The organism is Cupriavidus sp. F041 (genome assembly GCF_057814235.1).
Genome location: NZ_JBVASY010000002.1, coordinates 159,762 through 179,451, shown reverse-complemented (window position 1 = coordinate 179,451; position 19,690 = coordinate 159,762). Strand labels below are relative to the sequence as shown.

Annotated in this window: 17 protein-coding genes; 12 read left to right on the top strand and 5 right to left on the bottom strand. The window is 68.0% G+C overall.

Annotated elements, in window-relative coordinates; translation table 11 throughout:
* Positions 1-42: 42 nt before the first annotated feature.
* The 5 genes from ACZY0R_RS17840 to ACZY0R_RS17820 are packed head-to-tail and all read left to right on the top strand — an operon-like array spanning position 43 to position 4,446.
* Positions 43-939 carry an AAA family ATPase gene (locus tag ACZY0R_RS17840; protein WP_441636274.1) on the top strand — a complete coding sequence of 299 codons (897 nt, stop codon included), beginning with the start codon at positions 43-45 and terminating at the stop codon, positions 937-939.
* A 3-nt stretch (positions 940-942) separates the two neighbouring features.
* Complete coding sequence (locus ACZY0R_RS17835) at positions 943-2,247, top strand: vWA domain-containing protein (RefSeq protein WP_488860030.1); 1,305 nt, start codon at positions 943-945, stop codon at positions 2,245-2,247.
* Positions 2,238-2,819 (top strand): SRPBCC family protein, encoded by a 582-nt coding sequence (locus ACZY0R_RS17830; protein ID WP_045240839.1) that lies wholly within the window; start codon positions 2,238-2,240, stop codon positions 2,817-2,819. The genes ACZY0R_RS17835 and ACZY0R_RS17830 overlap by 10 nt, the downstream gene beginning before the upstream one ends.
* Entirely contained in the window at positions 2,792-3,820 is a 1,029-nt protein-coding gene (locus ACZY0R_RS17825) for an XdhC family protein (protein ID WP_488860028.1), read from the top strand. Before ACZY0R_RS17830 ends, ACZY0R_RS17825 begins: the two co-directional genes overlap by 28 nt.
* Positions 3,821-3,864: 44 nt before the next feature.
* A complete protein-coding gene (locus ACZY0R_RS17820; protein WP_488866008.1) occupies positions 3,865-4,446 on the top strand; it encodes a nucleotidyltransferase family protein in 582 nt (193 codons plus the stop codon).
* A gap of 55 nt (positions 4,447-4,501) precedes the next feature.
* Here the strand turns inward: ACZY0R_RS17820 and otsA are convergent, their stop codons facing one another.
* From otsA to otsB, 3 genes are read right to left on the bottom strand one after another with little or no spacing between them, the layout of a single operon-like run.
* Positions 4,502-5,893 carry an alpha,alpha-trehalose-phosphate synthase (UDP-forming) gene (gene otsA, locus ACZY0R_RS17815; protein ID WP_488860026.1) on the bottom strand — a complete coding sequence of 464 codons (1,392 nt, stop codon included), beginning with the start codon at positions 5,891-5,893 and terminating at the stop codon, positions 4,502-4,504.
* A 46-nt stretch (positions 5,894-5,939) separates the two neighbouring features.
* Positions 5,940-7,778 carry a glycoside hydrolase family 15 protein gene (locus ACZY0R_RS17810; protein ID WP_488860024.1) on the bottom strand — a complete coding sequence of 613 codons (1,839 nt, stop codon included), beginning with the start codon at positions 7,776-7,778 and terminating at the stop codon, positions 5,940-5,942.
* 13 nt (positions 7,779-7,791) lie between these two features.
* The gene (gene otsB, locus ACZY0R_RS17805) at positions 7,792-8,577 is read right to left on the bottom strand and encodes a trehalose-phosphatase (protein WP_488860022.1); all 786 of its coding nucleotides are present in this window, start codon (positions 8,575-8,577) and stop codon (positions 7,792-7,794) included.
* Between the two features lie 241 nt (positions 8,578-8,818).
* Here otsB and ilvA point away from each other — a divergent pair, with 241 nt between their 5' ends.
* Both ilvA and queF read left to right on the top strand, forming a co-directional pair.
* Positions 8,819-10,345 (top strand): threonine ammonia-lyase, biosynthetic, encoded by a 1,527-nt coding sequence (gene ilvA, locus ACZY0R_RS17800; protein ID WP_488860020.1) that lies wholly within the window; start codon positions 8,819-8,821, stop codon positions 10,343-10,345.
* 64 nt (positions 10,346-10,409) lie between these two features.
* Positions 10,410-11,243: an NADPH-dependent 7-cyano-7-deazaguanine reductase QueF gene (queF, locus tag ACZY0R_RS17795; RefSeq protein ID WP_045240848.1), complete on the top strand. Its 834-nt coding sequence runs from the start codon at positions 10,410-10,412 to the stop codon at positions 11,241-11,243.
* Between the two features lie 78 nt (positions 11,244-11,321).
* Here the strand turns inward: queF and ACZY0R_RS17790 are convergent, their stop codons facing one another.
* The gene (locus tag ACZY0R_RS17790) at positions 11,322-12,737 is read right to left on the bottom strand and encodes a carbohydrate porin (protein WP_488860017.1); all 1,416 of its coding nucleotides are present in this window, start codon (positions 12,735-12,737) and stop codon (positions 11,322-11,324) included.
* 209 nt (positions 12,738-12,946) lie between these two features.
* On the opposite strand from ACZY0R_RS17790, the gene ACZY0R_RS17785 reads away from it, so the two are divergent.
* The 5 genes from ACZY0R_RS17785 to ACZY0R_RS17765 are packed head-to-tail and all read left to right on the top strand — an operon-like array spanning position 12,947 to position 18,355.
* Positions 12,947-13,645, top strand: a complete 699-nt coding sequence (locus ACZY0R_RS17785; protein WP_488860016.1) for a TetR/AcrR family transcriptional regulator — start codon at positions 12,947-12,949, stop codon at positions 13,643-13,645.
* Positions 13,646-13,672: 27 nt separating this feature from the next.
* Positions 13,673-14,683: an HlyD family secretion protein gene (locus tag ACZY0R_RS17780; protein ID WP_488860014.1), complete on the top strand. Its 1,011-nt coding sequence runs from the start codon at positions 13,673-13,675 to the stop codon at positions 14,681-14,683.
* Entirely contained in the window at positions 14,680-15,687 is a 1,008-nt protein-coding gene (locus ACZY0R_RS17775; protein WP_488860012.1) for an ABC transporter ATP-binding protein, read from the top strand. Before ACZY0R_RS17780 ends, ACZY0R_RS17775 begins: the two co-directional genes overlap by 4 nt.
* Entirely contained in the window at positions 15,684-16,847 is a 1,164-nt protein-coding gene (locus ACZY0R_RS17770) for an ABC transporter permease (RefSeq protein WP_488860011.1), read from the top strand. Before ACZY0R_RS17775 ends, ACZY0R_RS17770 begins: the two co-directional genes overlap by 4 nt.
* 11 nt (positions 16,848-16,858) lie before the next feature.
* Positions 16,859-18,355 carry an efflux transporter outer membrane subunit gene (locus tag ACZY0R_RS17765; RefSeq protein WP_488860009.1) on the top strand — a complete coding sequence of 499 codons (1,497 nt, stop codon included), beginning with the start codon at positions 16,859-16,861 and terminating at the stop codon, positions 18,353-18,355.
* A gap of 100 nt (positions 18,356-18,455) precedes the next feature.
* On the opposite strand, the gene ACZY0R_RS17760 is transcribed toward ACZY0R_RS17765, so the two are convergent.
* Positions 18,456-19,649, bottom strand: a complete 1,194-nt coding sequence (locus ACZY0R_RS17760; protein WP_488860007.1) for a pyridoxal phosphate-dependent aminotransferase — start codon at positions 19,647-19,649, stop codon at positions 18,456-18,458.
* Positions 19,650-19,690 lie beyond the last annotated feature (41 nt).

Sequence of the window (19,690 nt, the reverse complement as noted above, 5' to 3'; positions counted from 1 at the left end):
TGCGCCGACCCTCTGTGCACATAGCATCATCCGGCTATTTTCATGCTTCCCCAGTCCATCGATCAAACCGCTGCCCTGCTGGAGGCGCAGCAGTATTTCGCCGACCGCGAGACCGCCACCGTGCTCTACCTGGCGCTGCGCATGCAGCGGCCGCTTTTCCTGGAGGGCGAGCCCGGCGTCGGCAAGACCGCGCTGGCGCGGGCCATCGCCGACGCGCTCGGCACGCGCCTGCTGCGGCTGCAATGCTACGAGGGGCTCGATGCTTCCAGCGCGCTGTACGAATGGGACTACCCGCGCCAGATCATGGCGCTGCGCCTGGCCGAAGCCCGCGGCGAGCGGCCCGACGCGCAATCGCTTTACCACGACGATTTCCTCCTCAAGCGGCCCTTGCTGGAATCGCTGCTGCCCGACCCCGCCGCGCCGGGCATCCCGCGCGTGCTGCTGATCGACGAGATCGACCGCGCCGACGAGCCCTTCGAGGCCTTCCTGCTGGAGGTGCTGTCGGAATACCAGGTGTCGATTCCCGAAATCGGCGTGGTGCGGGCCGAACAGCCACCGCTGATCATCGTCACTTCCAACCGTACGCGCGAGGTGCATGACGCGCTCAAGCGCCGCTGCCTGTACCAGTGGATGGGCTATCCGCAACGCGAGCGCGAACTGCAGATCGTGGCCGCGCGCGCCTCCGAGGCGGCTGCCGCGCTGCAGCACCAGGCCATCGATTTCATTCACCGGCTGCGCGGCATCGACCTGTTCAAGTCGCCTGGCATTGCCGAGGCCATCGACTGGTGCCGCGCCCTGGCCGCGCTCGGCGTTAGCGAACTCGATCCGCAATCGGTGCGCGACACGCTGGGCGTGCTGCTCAAGTACCAGGACGACCTGGCCCGCGTTGACGGCCCGACCGTGGCGGAATTGCTGGCCAGCCGGGCGCCGGGAGGCTGAGGCATGCCCAGGCTGCATCCGGACGCCCCCCTTGCCGCCGCGCAACCCGCCGCCACGCTGCCCATGCTCGCGCGCAACGTCACGCACTTCGTGCGCCTGCTGCGCGATGCCGGCTTCGGGCTCTCGCCCGCGCAGGCCGTGGACGCGCTGCTGGCGCTGCAATACGTGGACATCGGCCGGCGCGACGAGGTGCGCGCGGCGATGGCGGCCCTGATGGTAAGCGGGCCCGACCAGCGCCCGCTGTTCGACGCCGCCTTCGACCTGTTCTGGCGCGACCCCGACTGGGAGGGCAAGCTGCGCGCCCTGCTGCTGCCGCGCGTCGACGCCGGCGCTCCGCCGCCCCCGCGCAACAACCGGCTGGCCGATGCGCTCGCCGCCCAGCGCCCGCCCGAATCCGGCCGGCGCTCCGAGGACAGCGCCGAACGCTTTACCGCCCCGCTCACCTTCTCGGCCCAGGAACGCCTGGCCCAGCGCGATTTTGAAACCCTGAGCGCGGAAGAATGGCGTGCGTTGCAGCACATGATCCGCGCCCGCCACGCGCGCCTGGCCACCGAGCGCACGCGCCGCCTGCGCGCCGCCGCCAGCGGGCCGCGCGCCGACCTGCGCGCGAGCGCCCGGCTGGCGGTGCGCCAGCAAGGCGAATGGCTACGCTGGAAATACCGCCGCCATGCCGAGCGGCGCCCGCCGCTGGTGCTGCTGCTCGACATCTCCGGCTCGATGAGCCAGTACTCCCGTGCGGTGCTGTATTTCTGCCATGCGCTGATGCAATCGCGCGAGCGGCTGTCCGTATTCCTGTTCGGCACCCGGCTGACCAACATCACCCGCTCGCTACGCGAGCGCGACCCCGACGAGGCGGTCGGCGCCATCACCGGACAGGTGCGCGACTGGGCCGGCGGCACCCGCATCGGCGCCGCGCTGGCCACCTTCAACCGCCAGTGGGCCCGCCGCACGCTGTCCGGCCGCGCCACCGTGCTGCTGGTCACCGACGGGCTGGACCACGAAGACATCGATTTGCTGGACACGGAAATGGCTCGCCTGCGCCGCTTCGCGCATCGCATCGTCTGGCTCAACCCGCTGCTGCGCTATGCCGGCTTCGCGCCGCAGGCGCGTGGCGTACAAGCCATCCTGCCGCACGTGGATGCGCTGCGCTCGGCGCACAACCTGGACAGCCTGTTCGCGCTGGAATCGCTGCTTGCCGCGCGCGAACCACTGGCCATACCGGTTTTCCCCGCGGCGCCGATGTCCAGAGACATTAAACACATGAAGAACATGAAGGACACCAAGGAGACGCCCCCACCATGGAAATGACACAGACGCGGCAACTGCCGGTAGCGCGGCAAGACGCCTGGGAAGCCCTGAACGACACAGGACTGCTCAAGCAATGCATCCCCGGATGTGAGAGCATCGAGCCTGACGGCGACAACGCCTACCTGGTGGCGCTGACCGCCGCGGTGGGCCCGGTCAAGGCGCGCTTCAAGGGGCGCATGGCCTTGCAGGACATCCAGGCGCCCGACAGCTACACCATCCAGTTCGACGGCCAGGGCGGCGTTGCGGGCTTCGGCAAGGGCACCGCGCGCGTCACGCTGGCCCCGGAAGGCGAGCAGACGGTGCTGACCTATACAGTCAACGCCCAGGTTGGCGGCAAACTCGCGCAGATCGGCTCGCGGCTGGTCGATGCCGCCGCGCGCAAGATGGCCGATACCTTCTTCGACCGCTTCACGGCGGCGCTGGGCGGGCCCGGCGAGCAAGGTGACGAAGCGGGCACGGGCGAGGATGTCGCCAAGGATGGAGCGGCGGCCGGCGATGGCAGCACGCCCGATGAACAAACTAGTGAAACGAAGCGGAAAAGATCATGGACAGCGTGGATCTCGAAGTCCTGAAAAGCAGCGTACGCTGGCTGGCCGAAGGCCACCGCACGCTATTGGTAACGGTAGTCAGAACCTGGGGCTCCTCGCCCCGGCCGGAAGGCGCCATGCTGGCCGTGCGCGACGACGGCCTGGTGGTGGGCTCGGTCTCGGGCGGCTGCATCGAGGATGACATCATCGACCGGGTACGGCGCGAAGGCATTGCCAGCGGGCGCCCCGAAGCCGTCAAGTACGGCATCAGCGCCGAGGAAGCGCACCGCTTCGGCCTGCCTTGCGGCGGCACCATCGAACTGGTGACCGAGCCGCTCAGCGCCGACAGCCACCTGGACGAACTGCTTGAAGCCGTGGAAAGCGGCAAGCTGGTGGCGCGCACGCTTGACATGGCAAGCGGCCGCGCCACGCTCGGCCCGGCGCAAGCCACGGACGGCCTGGCCTTCGACGGCAACACCCTGCTCACCATCCACGGGCCGCGCTACCGCATGCTGGTCATCGGCGCCGGGCAGTTGTCGAAATACCTGTGCCAGATCGCCGTCGGCCTGGGCTTCCAGGTCACCGTGTGCGATCCGCGCGAGGAATACACCGAGACCTGGGACATCCCCGGCGTCACCATGGTGCGCACCATGCCGGACGACACCGTGACCGAGATGCAGCTCGACGAGCGCAGCGCGGTGATCGCCGTCACGCACGATCCCAAGCTCGACGACCTGGCCCTGATGGAAGCGCTGCGCACGCGCGCCTTCTACGTCGGCGCGCTCGGTTCGCGCCGCAACAACCAGGCGCGCCGCGAACGGCTCAAGGAATTCGACCTCAACGATCTGCAGCTGGCGCGGCTGCACGGGCCGGTGGGCATCTACATCGGCAGCCGCACGCCGCCCGAGATTGCGATCTCGATCCTGGCCGAAGTCGTGGCCGCCAAGAACCACGTCTCGCTGCCCGACATCCTGCAGGTGGAAGGCGCCAAGGCCGCCCGCGAAATGGCGGCCAGCGAAGGCAGCACCTGCAGCCCCGCCCCGTGACCGGCGCGCTGAACGGCCCCGCCAATGGCCCCCTCAACGGCGCCATCAACGCCGCCGAGCTGCCCACCGGCATCCTGCTGGCCGCCGGCTACGGGCGCCGCTTCGATGCCGCCGGCCGGCGCAACAAGCTGCTCGCCACGCTGCCCGACGGGCACACGGTGGCCGGCCGCAGCGCGCGGACGCTCGCCGCCGTCCTGCCCGGGGCGCTCGCCGTGATCCGCCCGGGCAACGCCGCACTGGCGGCCGAATTGCGGCGGGAAGGCTGCAGCGTGCTGGAGACTGCTGCCGCGGAGGCCGGCATGGGCGCCGCGCTGGCCGCGGCGGTGGCCGCCACGCCGGACGCCCGCGGCTGGGTGGTGGCGCTGGCCGACATGCCGTGGCTGCCGGCCGAACTGGTTCGCGCGGTGGCATTGACGATCACCACGCGCGACGCCATTGCCGCGCCCTGGCGGGACGGGCAGCGTGGGCATCCGGTCGGATTTGGCGCCGCCTGGCGGGAAGCGCTCCTCAAGCTTGACGGGGATGAAGGCGCGCGGGAATTGTTGAAAACGCAGCCGGTGATGCGAATTCTCACCGATGACGAAGGGGCGTTCAGGGATGTGGATACGCCGGGCGATCTGGCGTAGCGGTTTGCTGGCAGAACGTATTGCGTCGTTGAAGTCAGGCCGTGGCAGTTGCCCCCTACCCGCCATCCGTCTCCGCCAACGTCCTCAGATACTCCTCCCTCCACCAATGCACATCCTGCCCGCGGATGCGCTCCAACAGCTTCTGGTGCCGCGACTGGCGCTCGGCCAGCGGCATATGCAACGCCTGCTGGATCGCCTGCGCCGTGGCATTGATATCGTAGGGATTGACGAGCAAGGCCTCCCGAAGCTGCTCGGCAGCCCCGGCGAACCGCGATAAGACCAGCACCCCCGGATCATCCGGATCCTGCGCCGCCACGAACTCCTTGGCCACCAGGTTCATTCCGTCCCGCAACGGCGTAACCAGTGCCACGCGGCACGCGCGGTACAACCCCGGCAGCCGGCGCCGCGCGGTCGTGCGATGGATATACCGCACCGGCATCCAGTCCAGCTCCCCGTACTCCCCATTGATCGCCCCCGACAACCCTTCCAGTTCGCGCCGCAGATCCGCATAGGCATCCACCGTCTCCCGCGACGGCGCGGCAATCTGGATCAGCGTGGCGCTGCGCCGGTTCTCCGGATACTGCGCCATCAGCGCCCGCACCGCCTTGAGCCGCTGCGGCAGCCCCTTGGAGTAATCGAGACGATCGACGCCCAGCAACAGCCGGCGGCTCGCGTACTGGCCCCGCATCATCTCGTAGGTCTCGCGCGATTCTTCGCATTTCCCAAGCTCGGCGAATTCGTCGACATCGATGCCGATCGGGAACGCCTGCGCGCGCACGGTGCGGTGGAAGGCCCGGAAGCGGTACTCGCCCATCGGCTCGGCCTGCGCCTCCCTTTGCACATAGCGCGAGAAATGTTCCAGATCGAGCTGGCTCTGGAAGCCGACCAGGTCATAGGCAAACAGCGCCCGCATCAGCCACTCGTGTTGCGGGATCGCAGCCAGGATCAGCGGCGGGGGCAAGGGGATATGCAGGAAGAACCCCATGCGCTGCCCGCAGCCCATGGCGCGCAGTTCGGAGGCGAGCGGGATCAGGTGGTAGTCGTGGATCCAGATCACATCGTCCGGACGCAGCAGCGGCGCCAGCTTGCGCGCAAACAGCTGGTTCACGCGGCGATAGATGTTGAGATAGCCGGAATCGAAATCCGCCAGGTCGATGCGGTAGTGGAAAACCGGCCACAGCACGCCGTTGCTGTAGCCCTGGTAGTACGCATCGTGGTCCTCGCGGCACAGGTCAACGGTTGCCAGCGTGACATTGCCGGCCTGCTGGATATGCAACTCGCCCTCGCCGGGCGTGCCGCCCTGGGCGGCATCCACGATCCTGCCACTCCAGCCGAACCAGACCCCGCCGGTGGCCTTGAGCGCCTCGCCCAACGCCACCGCGAGACCGCCTGCGGCAACATTGCGCGGATCGGCGATGCGGTTGGATACCACGACTAGTCTGCCCATATGTTCCTTTGCTAGAACCCTGCCCCACGCGCTGGAAATCGGGTGCTCAAATCACCGAATCCCATGGCGCGGACAGGCGCATGGCGCCGTTGATCAGGCCCACCATCGAGTAGGTCTGCGGAAAATTGCCCCACATCTCGCCGGTCACCGGATGGGTATCCTCGGACAGCAAGCCAAGCGGGTTGCGCGCCGCCAGCATGGCTTCGAAAATCTCGCGCGCTTCCTCGCGGCGCCCCACGCGCGCCAGCGCGTCGATGCGCCAGAAGGTGCAGATATTGAAGGCGGTCTCCGGCTTGCCGAAATCGTCCGGCGCCTCGTAGCGGCGCATATATGGCCCATCGCACAGCGACTCCTCCAGGGCCTTGAGCGTCGACATGAAGCGCTCGTCCCGCGGGGCGATAAAGCCCACCTCGGCCATCAGCAGCACGCTGGCGTCGAGCTCGCGCCCGCCGAAGCTCTCGGCGAATGCCTGGCGTTCCTCGCTCCAGGACTCGCGCACGATGCGCTCTTTCATGCCGTCGGCATGCTGGCGCCAGTAAGCCGCGCGATCGGGCAGTTGCAGCGCATCGCCGATCTTGGCGAGACGGTCGCAGGCGGCCCAGCTCATCAGCGCCGAGGAGGTATGCACCCGCGCCCGCGTGCGCAGCTCCCACATGCCCGCATCGGGCGTGCCGAACACGCGTACCGCCTGTTCGCCCACGGTTTCCAGCACGTGATACTCGGCCACCCCGCCCCGGTGCAGCAGGCGATGGTCGTGGAAAGCCTGGGCCGCGCCCAGCACCACGTTGCCGTAGACGTCGTGCTGGAAGTGCTCCTGCGCCTGGTTGCCCACGCGCACCGGGCCCATGCCGCGGTAGCCCGACAAGTGATCGAGCACGCTCTCCGGCAATTCGAGTTCCAGCCCAATGCCGTACAGCGGCTGGATATGGCCGTTCCTGGATTGCATCACCACGTTGGACAACCAGCGCAGGTAGTCCTCCATGGTGCCGACCTCGGACAGGCTGTTGAGCGCGCGGATCACGAAGAAGGCGTCGCGCAGCCAGCAGAACCGGTAGTCCCAGTTGCGCCCGCTGCCCGGCGCCTCGGGAATGCTGGTGGTCATGGCCGCGACGATGGCGCCGGTCTCTTCATAGAGCGACAGCTTGAGCGTGATGGCGGCGCGGATCACCGCGTCCTGCCATTCGCGTGGCACCGCGAGGCGGCGGCTCCACATCTTCCAGTAGGCCGTGGTTTCCTGCTCGAAGTCGCGCGCGACTTCCTCCACGCCGCCTTGCAGGGTTTCATCGGGACCGAGGATGAAGTTGAGATCGCGGGTCAGCAGGAAAGGTGTCTGCGACAGCACATAAGTCAGCGGCGCATCGGTGGTCATGCGCAGCGTCGTGCCATCGCCGATATAGCGCACATGGCTGCTGCCACGCGTGATTTCGGGCTTGACGCGTCCCCAGTCGAAGCGCGGCGCCAGCGTCACCCGCACGCGCGGCGCGCCGCTTACGGGACGAATGCGCCGGATCAGCGTGGTGGGGCGAAAGTAGCGGCCCAGCCGGAAGAGTCGCGGCGCGAAATCGGTGATCTCCAGGCAGTTGCCATGCTGGTCGGTCAGCCGCGTGCGCAGCACGGCCGTATTGGGCTCGTACCATTGCTCCGACTCAAGGAAGTCCTCGATTTCGATGGAGAAGTGGCCCGCGTTCTGGCCAGGATCAAGCAAGGCGTTGAAAACCGGGTCGCCATCGAAGCGCGGCAGGCAGCACCAGACGATGCGCCCGCGGCTGTCGACCAGCGCGGAGATCGCGCAGTTGCCGATCATGCCCAGCGACAGCGAGGGATCGGCGTGGCGGCCTGCCCCCTCGACGCTCACCTGGGTACCCTCGGTAGATAGGTTGCTCACAGCGAATCCCCCCTCAAGACGTCGTTGTGGTTGTGGCTCCCGCCGCCAGCGTGCCATCCGCGGCGGCCATGGCTTCCAGCGCCCTGGCGGAGCGATGCAGCCAGCAGCGCAGCGCGGCCGGACCGGTCACGCTGACGGTGGCGGCGCTGGGCCGCTGGCCTACCAGCAAGGCGACGCCGCCCAGGCGCCGCACCACGGAAAAGCCGGCCTCATCGGTAATATCGTCGCCGGCAAACAGCGGCATGCGCCGCGCGAATGGCGGCCCGCGCATAAAGGTATCGATGGCGCCGCCCTTGTCGATGCCGGCCGGCTTGAGTTCCACCACCATCTTGCCGTGCAAGACTTCGATGCCGGGCACGCCACTGGCGACCTGCGCCGCGAAGTTGCGTACCAGGCCTTCGAGATGGGGGACGGCGCGGTAGTGCACCGCGACCGCGACCGACTTGCGCTCCAGCTGCAAGCCGGGATGCGCGTTGACCAGGGCTTCGAGGGGTGGCAGCAACAGGGGCACGCCGGGGTCCGGCTGGCGCAGCCGGCGGCCACCCGCATCGCGCAATTCCGCGCCGTGCACGCCTGCCGCAGGCAGTTGCAGGGGCTGCAGGAAATGATCCAGCTCGGCGATCGGCCGGCCCGAAACCAGCGCCACGGCACCGCCCAGGTGCCGATGCAGGGCGCGCAACGTCCCCACCAGTTCCGGTTCGACCCGCACGAGGTCCGGACGTGGCGCGAGATCGGCCAGCGTACCGTCGAAATCCAGGAACAGTGCCGTGTTTGGTTCGATAAGAGGTAGGTTGGGCATCGCGTGACACCGTAGCACGAGTATTCCCGCACCGTCCACCGGGCAACGTCCTACACGGTGCGCCGCTGCACGCACCGCGCCGCAATGGCGCCGGCACCGCCGCGGTGCGCCATTTCGCAGCGGCCTTGCAGGTGCGCCGGCCTGCCCTTCGCGGCCACCGGATCCGGGGTGCCGGCATCGCCGCACCGCGCCATCCTTTATCATTAGCGGTTTCTGCCAATCCCCGCCCCGGCTGTCCACGATGACCCGCAAACCCGATTACCTGAGAAAGATCCTGACCGCCAAGGTGTATGACGTGGCCCAGGAGACCGATCTCACCTATGCAAACCTGCTCTCCGCGCGCACCGGCAACAAGGTGTGGTTCAAGCGCGAGGACACCCAGCCGGTGTTCTCGTTCAAGCTGCGCGGCGCGTACAACAAGATGGCCTCGCTGTCGCCGGAGGAACTCAAGCGCGGCGTGATCGCCGCCTCGGCCGGCAATCATGCGCAGGGCGTGGCGCTGTCGGCGGCGCGGCTTAAATGCAAGGCGCTGATCGCGATGCCGGTCACGACTCCGCAGGTAAAGATCGACGCGGTGCGCGAGCGCGGCGGCGAGTGGGTGGAAATCGTGCTGCACGGCGACTCGTACAGCGATGCCTACAACCACGCGGCAGAGCTGGAGAAGAAGCACAAGCTGACCTTCATCCACCCCTTCGACGATCCCGAAGTCATCGCCGGCCAGGGCACCATCGCCATGGAAATCCTGCGCCAGCACCCGGGCCCGCTGCATGCGGTGTTCGTGGCGATCGGCGGCGGCGGTCTGATCTCCGGCATCGCGTCCTACATCAAGGCCGTGCGCCCCGAGATCAAGGTGATCGGCGTGCAGACCGTGGATTCGGACGCGATGAAGCGCTCGGTGGATGCGGGCAAGCGCGTGGAACTCAAGGAAGTGGGCCTGTTCTCCGACGGTACCGCCGTCAAGCTGGTCGGCAAGGAAACCTTCCGCATCACGCGCGAACTGGTCGACGAGATCATCCTGGTGGACACCGACGCCATCTGCGCCGGGCTCAAGGATGTGTTCCAGGATACCCGCAGCATCCTGGAGCCCGCGGGCGCGATGGCCATCGCCGGCCTGAAGCTGTATGCCGAGCGCGAGAAGCTCAAGGGCCAGCACCTGGTGGCGATTGCCTGCGGCGCCAACATGAACTTCGACCGCCTGCGCTTCGTCGCGGAGCGCGCCGAGGTGGGCGAGGCGCGCGAGGCGGTGTTCGCGGTCAGCATCCCCGAGGAACGCGGCAGCTTCAAGCGCTTCTGCGCGCAGGTCGGCACGCGCAATGTGACCGAGTTCAACTACCGCATCGCCGACAACAGCATGGCCCATATCTTCGTCGGCGTGCAGATCACGAGCCGCGCGGAGAACGAGAAGATCGCCGCCGGTTTCCGCCGCCACGGCTTCGATACGCTGGACCTGTCCAACAACGAGCTGGCCAAGCAGCATATCCGCTACATGGTGGGCGGACGCTCGCCGCTGGCGCATGACGAACTGCTGTACCGCTTCGAGTTCCCGGAGCGTCCGGGCGCGCTGATGCGCTTCCTGTCGAGCATGAGCCCGAACTGGAATATCAGCCTGTTCCACTACCGCAACCAGGGCGGCGACACCTCCAATATCCTGGTTGGCATCCAGGTGCCCAGGAACGAGAAACGCGCCTTCCGCGACTTCCTCGCCACGCTGGGCTATGTACACTGGGAAGAGACCGAGAACCCGGTGTACAAGCTGTTCCTGTCCTGATCAATCCCGTGGTCCCTGCGCATCCCTGCCGAAAGGCATGCGCGGAGCCACACGCGAGGCAACCATGAGCCTTCCCGAACAATCGCCGCTAGGCAAACCCTCGGCCTACAAGACCGAGTACGACCCCACCCTGCTGTTCCCCATCCCGCGCCAGCCCAAGCGCACCGAGATCGGGCTGGCCGAGGGCCGCGCGCTGCCGTTCTTCGGCGTGGACATCTGGAACGCGTACGAGCTCTCGTGGCTGAACATGAAGGGCAAGCCGCAAGTGGCGCTGGCCAGCTTCATCATTCCCGCCGACACGCCCAATATCGTCGAATCCAAGTCGTTCAAGCTCTACCTGAATTCGTTCAACCAGAGCAAGATCGCCTCGCCCGAAGCGCTGCAGCAACTGCTGCACCACGACCTGTCCGAAGCCACCGGCGGCACGGTGCAGGTTCGCCTGGTGACCGAAGCCGAGCTGGGCACCCAGAAGATGGGTGAGCTGGATGGCCTGCTGCTGGACCGGCTCGACATCGAGACCGATATCTACGAACCGGCGCCGCACCTGCTGCACGCGAGCCAGGACGAATCGCCGGTGGAAGAAACGCTGGTCTCGCACCTGCTCAAGTCGAACTGCCTGGTGACCGGCCAGCCGGACTGGGGCAGCGTGCAGATCCGCTACGTGGGCGCGCCGATCAACCAGGAAGCGCTGCTCAAGTACCTGATCTCGTTCCGCAACCACAACGAGTTCCACGAGCAATGCGTGGAGCGGATCTTCACCGACGTGCTGCGCCAGTGCAAGCCCGTGAAGCTGGCGGTCTATGCCCGCTACACGCGGCGCGGCGGGCTGGATATCAATCCGTTCCGTACCAACTTCAACACGCCGTGGCCGGACAACCGGCGCAATGCACGGCAGTGATGCCGTAAGCAGCTGCAAGTAAAAAAGCCCGGCGCGTGCGCCGGGCTTTTTTACGCATCATGCTCAAGCCCTGGCGGTTCAGAACTCCGCGTGCAGGCGCACGCCGTAGAACTTCGCCGGGCCCCGGTCGCGGTTATAGCCGGGATTGCGGATGTACTGGAAGTCCGGGCTGATGCTCAGGTATTTGACCGGCTGGAAGCTGTAGAACAGTTCCACGATCTGCTCTGGCCCGTACCTGAGCGCACCGTCGCCCAGGAATGCACCCTGCCCGCCCGCGGCCAGATAGGCCTGGTGATGCGAGCCCAGCATGTTCACCGACATGGCCAGGCCCACCACATCGCGCGGCCGTCCCCAAGCATTGCCGTTAAGCACGCCGCCGGCGGCCACCTGGCGGCCGATTTCGGTAAACGCGTAGGTCTCGGTCTTGTCGTCGGACATGTTGGCGCGCGCGAACACGCCGAGCGAATCGTTCACCCGCTGCATCACCGACAAGCCCACGCCAAGTTTGGTATGCTCCTCGCGCACATCGGCCACATCCGGCGTGGTGCCGGTGGCGGCGCCAAACTGCACCGCATCGCTGAACCTGCCCATGCGCGCCTTGTTGCGCCAGAACAGCAGGCGTGCCACGCCAGGCTTGCCCGCCAGGCTGTAGCGTTTCTCGAATTCGAGGATGTCGCCATAGTGCTCGAACATCCGCGTATCCAGCTCCAGGCCGTTGGACTCCAGCGGCTGCAGGAAACGGCCAAGCCGCACCGACCAGGCATCGCCGATGTACTCCAGCGCCACGCCCCAGTTGTAGCCGCGCGCATCCGCCGGATAGTCGAAGGAGCCGTGCGTCAGGAACGACCAGTTCATGAACTGGGTGCGCGGGTCGGAACCGTATTCGTTCTGGTCGAAGACGTCGAGCACGCCGAAATTGCCGGCGGTCAGCACCACACGGCGCTTATCGGCGCTGCCGGCCAGTTGGTTGAAGTCGGCATCCAGTTGCTCGCTGCCGCCGCCCAGGCCCCAGGTCTGCCGGATGAAGGCGCGCGCCCGGTAGAACACCGGGTTGGTGCTCGACACCTTGGCCAGTTCGGCATTGGACAAACCGCCCAGGCCATGCAACTCCGAGAACGGCACCCCTTGCGTCACTTCCGGGTTGAAATGGAACTCCGCGCCGCGCCACAGGCGCACACCGAGGTCGAGCGTGCTGCTGAAGGAATAGCTCTTGGCACGCTCCGTGGTGAGGCTGTTGGCGCCCGAGTAGGCCGCGCCGAAGGACGGCTTGCGCTGCCAGATATAAGTGGCCTGGCCGTGGAAGGCGAAGTTCTCCGGGGCATCCGCCTGCACAGGCACGTCGCCGCTTGCCGCGCCCTGCTCCTGCTCCTGCGCCTGCGCCGGTATCGATGCCATGCCGCCAAGACCGGCCAGCGACAGGGCAGCCGCAGCCAGGCGAGAGGCAAAAGACAGGCGTGGCCGCGCCGGGGCGGCTGGGAATCGACGAAGCAACATGAAAAATCCGGAGGAACAGCGGCGGGCGGGTGAAGGATAAGTGCCCGCTGGCTGGCGCACGAAGCATAGCCAAGCCTGTATGACATGTCTACCTTGCATTGCTGCAACGCAGCATATCCATTCCCAAAGTTGCGGTCTGTTGACTTTGTAACCGCTCTTGAATTAATTAATTCAAAAATTAATATTATCTGCATAGCCTGGAGCCCGCCATGCCCCCTGCCGCAGACAACCCGCCCACCAGCCGCCGTCCCGGCCGCCCCGCCGCCACCAAAGCGGGGAACGCCGGCCAGCGCGAGCAGTTGCTCGATGCCGCCACCGAACTGTTCGCGCAACGCGGCGTGGCCGCCACGGCGATCAAGACCATCGCCACCCATGCCGGCGTCACGCCGGCGCTGGTGCACTACTACTTCCGCGACCGCGACCAGTTGCTCGATGCGGTGGTCGACGAGCGCCTGCAACCCCTGGTCGAACAAGTGTTCCTGCCCGCCGCGGCCGACAGCGCCGACCCCGCCGCCATGCTGGTGGGCATCGCCGGCCGGCTGATCCGCACCGCGGCCGCTACCCCATGGTTCCCGGGCCTGTGGATCCGCGAGATCGTCGGTGCCGACGGACAACTGCACCAGCGCGTGCTGCAGAAGATCGCGATGCAGCGCGCCGGGCTCGTGATCGCCCCGCTGGCCGCCGCGCGCGCGCGCGGCGAGATCAACCCCGGACTGGAGCCTGCGCTGCTGATGGTGTCGCTGATCGGCCTGACGCTGCTGCCGCTGGCCACCACCCATATCTGGCGCCGCCTGCCCGGTGCCGAAACCATCGACAGCGAGGCCCTGGTGCGCCACGTCAGCGCGCTCCTGGCGCATGGCCTGGCCGTGTCGCCGCAGGCGCAAATCGCGCCGCCGCCCTCTGCCTGAATCCAGCCCGCCAGCCACGGAGCCCGTATGCCACGCCACCATTCCCCAGATCCCTCCGCATTCGCCACGCGCCGGGCCGCGCACTCGTGGCGGGCAGCCGCGCCGGCTGCGGTGATCGGCGCCGCGTTGCTGAGTGCCTGCAGCGAAAAGGCGCCGCCTTCATGGCAAGGCTATGTGGAAGGCGAATTCGTCAGCGTGGCCTCGCCCTTCGCCGGCCGCCTGGACCAGCTCTCGGTCCAGCGCGGCCAGCAGGTCGCCAGCGGCGCGCCGTTATTCGCGCTGGAAGCCGAAGACGAACGCGCGGCGCGCCAGCAGGCCGAGGAGCAGATGCGCGCGGCAGAGTCGCAGCTGGCCGACCTGCAAACCGGCAAGCGCGTGCCCGAAGTGGACGTGAGCCGCGCCCAGCTCGCGCAGGCTCAGGCCGCCGCGGCACGCAGCGCCGCGCAGCGCAAGCGCGACGAGGCGCAGTACGCCATCGGCGGGATCGCGCTGGCGCAGCTGGAAGACAGCCGCGCCACCGCCGCGACCGATGCCGCCCGCGTGCGCGAACTGCAGCGCAATATCGACGTGGCCCTGCTGCCGGGACGTACCGCCCAGCAGGCCGCGCAGCAAGCCCAGGTGGCCGCCGCGCGCGCCGCGCTGGCGCAGGCCCAGTGGAAGCTGTCGCGCAAGACCGTCGGCGCGACGCAGGCCGGGCTGGTCTACGACACGCCCTTCCGCCTGGGCGACTGGGTGCCGGCCGGCAGCCCTGTGGTGCGGCTGCTGCCGCCGGGCAACGTGAAGGTGCGCTTCTACGTGCCGGAGACGGTGGTCGGCGCCTTCAAGCATGGCGAGACGGTGCGCGTGCGCTGCGATGGCTGCGCCGCGCCCGTCGCGGCCACCATCAGCTACATCGCCAACCAGGCCGAATACACGCCGCCGGTGATCTACAGCAATGAAACACGCCGCAAGCTGGTGTTCCTGGTGGAAGCGCGTCCCGCGCCGGCGGATGCGCCGAAGCTCCATCCGGGCCAGCCGGTCGAGGTGGCAAGGCCATGAGCGCGCCCCTTGCCGACACCGCACCGCGCAACAGCCAGCCCGGTGAAACGACCGGCCTGGCCATTGACGTGCACGACATCAACAAGCACTACGGCGACAAGCACGTGGTCAACAACCTCAGCCTGCAGGTGGCGCGCGGCGAGATCTTCGGCTTCCTCGGCCCCAACGGCAGCGGCAAGACCACCTCGATCCGCATGATGTGCGGGCTGCTGACGCCGGACTCCGGCTCCGGCACCTGCCTGGGCTACGACATCCTGCGCGAGACCGCCGAGATCAAGCGGCGCGTGGGCTATATGACGCAAAAGTTCTCCTACTGGGACGACCTCTCCATTCGCGAGAACCTGGATTTCGTGGCGCGCGTGTACGGCATGCCGGGGCGCCGCGAGGTGGTGGACCGGGCGCTCGAAGACCTCGGCCTCGCCAGCCGCGCGCAGCAACTGGCCGGTTCGCTTTCGGGCGGATGGAAGCAGCGCCTGGCACTGGCCGCCTGCCTGCTGCACGAGCCGCGGCTGCTGCTGCTCGACGAACCCACCGCCGGGGTCGACCCCAAGGCGCGCCGGGACTTCTGGGCGCACCTGCACCAGCTCGCCGCCCGCGGCATCTCGGTCCTCGTCAGCACGCATTACATGGACGAGGCCGAGCGCTGCCACAAGCTGGCCTACATCGCCTACGGCAAGCTGCTGGCGCAAGGCACGGCGAATGAAGTGGTCGCCAGCCAGAAGCTGGTCACCTGGAGCGTGCTGGGCGAACAGCTCTCCGCGCTGTCGGAGCAGTTGCAGGGCGCGCCCGGCGTGGAGCAAACTGTGGTGTTCGGCAGCGCGCTGCATGTCACCGGGCACGACGCGCCGGCGCTTGAAGCCACGCTGCGCCGCGTCGCCGGCCCGCAGCACCGGATCGAGCCGATCGAAACCAGCCTGGAAGATGTCTTCATCCACATGATGAGCCGGGCCGAGGACAACATGCGCGTCTCCAGCCAGGCCAGCCGCAAGGGGGCCAGAACATGAAGCGCGACGATGCAAGCAACGGCGCCCGCTTCTCGTTCTCCCTGGACCGCTGGTGGAGCATCGTGCTCAAGGAGTTCCTGCAACTGCGCCGCGACCGCGTGACCTTCGGCATGATCGTCGGGCTGCCGATCATCCAGCTGATGTTGTTCGGCTTCGCCATCAACAGCGATCCGCGCCACATGGCCGCCGCGGTGATCGCCGCGGACCAGAGCGAGTTCACCCGCACCTTCGTCGCCGCCATGCAGACGTCCACCTACTTCGACGTGGTGCGCACCCTGCCCGACGAGGCCGCCGGGCGCGAGGCGCTGATGAAGGGCGAGGTGCAGTTCGTGCTCAGCATCCCGGCCGATTTCACCAGCCGGCTGCTGCGCGGCGAGCGCCCCTCGTTGTTGGTCGAGGCGGACGCCACCGATCCTTCCGCCACCGGCATGGCCATCTCCGCGTTGTCGCAGTTGCCGCTCTCGGTGGCGGACAGGGACCTGCAGGGCGCGCTGGCGCACCTGGCAGGCGGCAAGCCGCCCTTCGACGTGCAGGTGCAGCGGCTCTACAACCCGGAAGGCCTCACGCAGTACAACATCGTCCCCGGCCTGATGGGGGTGATCCTGACCATGACCATGGTCATGATGACGGGCCTGGCGATGACCCGCGAGCGCGAGCGCGGCACCATGGAGAACCTGCTGGCCACGCCGGTCAGGCCGCTCGAAGTGATCACCGGCAAGATCATCCCCTACATCTTCATCGGCCTGATCCAGGCCACCATCATCCTGCTGGCCGCGCGCTGGGTGTTTGGCGTGCCCTTCGTCGGCTCGGTGGTAGCGGTCTACCTGTCGGCGCTGCTGTTTATCGCCGCCAACCTGACGGTGGGCATCACCCTCTCCTCGCTGGCGCAGAACCAGTTGCAGGCGGTGCAGCTGACCTTCTTCTACTTCCTGCCGAACATCCTGCTGTCGGGCTTCATGTTCCCCTTCCAGGGCATGCCGCGCTGGGCGCAGGTCATCGGCAACGTATTGCCGATGACCTACTTCAACCGCCTGGTCCGCGGCATCCTGCTCAAGGGCAACGGCTGGACCGAGCTATGGCCGAACGTGTGGCCGATGGCGCTGTTCACGTTAGTCGTCATGACCATCGCGGTGCGCTTCTATCGCCGCACGCTCGACTGAGGGAGCCTGCCATGCAAGCCTCGCCACAACGCCGGATCGGATCGCACCGCACGGCCCTCGCCATGCTGGCGGCGGCCGCACTGACGGCCTGCGCGGTCGGCCCCGACTTCACCGTGCCGGCCGCGCCCGCGGTGCCGGCTTACACCGCCGGCACGCAACCGGAGCGCACCAGCGCCGCCGACGTGCCGCACGGCCAGGCGCAGGCGCTGGAGAGCGGCGCCGACGTGCCGGCGCAATGGTGGGCGCTGTTCCGCAGCCCGGCGCTGGACCGCACCATCCGCGCGGCGCTGGATGCCAGCCCGACGCTGGCGCAGGCACAGGCCCGCATCGAGCAGGCGCGCCAGGAGCTGGCGGCCACCACCGGCGCGCGCTTGCTGCCGCGCGTGGACGCCAGGCTGAACACTACCCGCGAGCAGGTCAATTTCACCTCGCTGGGCATTACCGCCTTTCCCAGTCCGGGGCCGTTCACGCTGTATGGCGCCAGCGTGGAAATCTCCTACACGCTCGACCTGTTCGGCGGCCAGCGGCGCGAGCTGGAGGGCTTGCGCGCGGCGGTGGACTACCAGCGTTTCGAACTGGAGGCCGCGCGCCTGACGCTGGCCGGCAACGTAGCCACCGCCGCGATCCGCGAGGCAGGCTTGCGCGCGCAGATCGCCGACACCGAGGCCATCGTGCAGGCCCAACAGCGCCAGCTCGACATTGCGGGGCAGCGCCTGCGCGCCGGCGGCGTGGCAGAGGTCGACGTGCAGCGCCAGCGCAACGAACTGGCGCAGAGCCAGGCCCTGCTGCCAGGCCTCGCGCAACAACTTGCGGCCACGCGCCATCAGCTTGCGGTGTACCTGGGACAAGCGCCGGCCAGCGCCGACCTGCCCGAATTCCGCCTGGCCGATCTCACGCTGCCCGCCACGCTGCCGCTCAGCCTGCCCTCCACGATGGCGCAACGGCGCCCCGACATCCGCGCGGCCGAAGCGCTGCTGCACCAGGCATCGGCCAATATCGGCGTGGCCACGGCGCAGCTCTATCCGCAGCTGACGCTATCCGGCAACGCCGGCTCGCAGTCCCTGTCCGCGCGCGACCTGTTCGGCAGCCTCAACGTGTGGTCGCTGGCCGCGGGGCTGGTGCAGCCGGTGTTCCGCGGGGGCGAGCTGGTGGCGCGCAAGCGCGCCGCCGAGGCCGCCTACGAGCAATCGCTGGCGGCCTACCAGCAAGCAGTGCTGACGGGCCTGCGCGAAGTGGCCGATGCACTGCGCGCGCTGGAGGCGGATGCGAACACGCTGCAAGCACGCGCGGACAGCGCCAGGCAGGCGGCCGATACGCTTGCCGTGGTGTCGGGCCAGTATCGTCTTGGCGGTGTCAGCCAGCTTGCCTTGCTCGATGCCGAACGGCAATACCGGCAGGCTGCGCTCGCCCTGGCGCAGGCCACCGCAAGCCGCTTCACCGATTCCGCGGCGCTGCTACAGGCACTGGGCGGCGGCTGGTGGCAACCGCAGGAGTCAGCCGCGCGATAGTCGACGCCCAGTGGCGCCCGCGAGAAGGAGCGTGGCAGATCGCTTCGCGCCGGGGCTGGCGGATCGTGCCCGCAACCACGCCATATCGCAGCGAAGCTGCTCAGCGTCCCAGGAACCCGCGCAACCGCCGCACGCCTTCATCCAGCCGCGCCGGATCGCAGGCATAGCACCAGCGCACAAACCCCTCCCCCTCCTCCCCGAACGCGCTCCCCGGCGCCAGTCCCAGCCGCGCCTCGCGCACCAGCTGTTTGCACAGCGCAAGACTGTCCCCCGCGCCCGCAAGCCGGAAGAACACATACATCGCCCCTTCCGGCGCATGCACATCCACCCCCGGCACGGCCGCCAGCGCACCCACCAGGTGATCGCGCGCCGCGCGCAGCCGCCCGACCAGTTCGCGGGTGAAAGCCTCGCCCTCGCGCACCGCCACAATGCCGGCTTCCTGCACGAAGGAAGGCGCGCATGACGTGTTGTACTCGACCAGCTTGCCGAGATCGTCGGTCAGCGCCGCCGGCAGCACCATCCAGCCCAGGCGCCAGCCGGTCATCAGCCACGCCTTGGAGAAGGAGTTCACGCAGATCACCCGCTCGTCGCGGCTGGCGATATCCAGGAAGGACGGCGCGACGGCGCCATCGCCTGCACCGTAATACAGCCGCTCATAGACTTCATCCGCAATGATCCAGATGCCGTGGCGGCGGCAATGCGCCAGCACCGCTTGCTGGTCCGCGCGCGACATCACCCAGCCGGTGGGATTGTTGGGCGAGTTGATCATCAGCAGGCGCGTTTCGGGCGTGAGCGCGGCCAGCAGCTTGTCGAGGTCCAGGGTCCAGCCATGCTCGCCGTAATCGAGCGAGACGGTTTCCACCTCGGCGCCGAGAATTTTGGGAATCTCCACCAGGTTGGGCCAGAGCGGCGTGACGGCAACGGCGCGGTCGCCGGGCCCGGCCACCAGTTGTGCCGCCAGCATCAGCGCGTTGACACCCGCGCTGGTGACTACCACGTTGTCGAGCGCCGTCGCGCCGTGCAGCGCACTGACGTACTCGGCCAGCGCGCCGCGCAGCGGGGCGATGCCGAGATTGTGCGTGTAGAAGGTGGCGCCCCCGGCCAGCGCATGGCTGGCGGCATCGCGGATAAAGGCGGGCGTGACCTGGTCGGATTCGCCGAACCAGAACGGCAGCACATCGGGCAGGCCGATGCCGGCGTTAGCCACCTCGCGGATGCGCGAAGCGCGCAGGTCATGGACGGTGGCGCGGGCTGCGGCCGGGGCAGGCGCAAAGCCGGTCGGGCTGACGGACATCTGGACTCCTTGTGGTGTGCGGGTCATGCCGGTCCGGATGC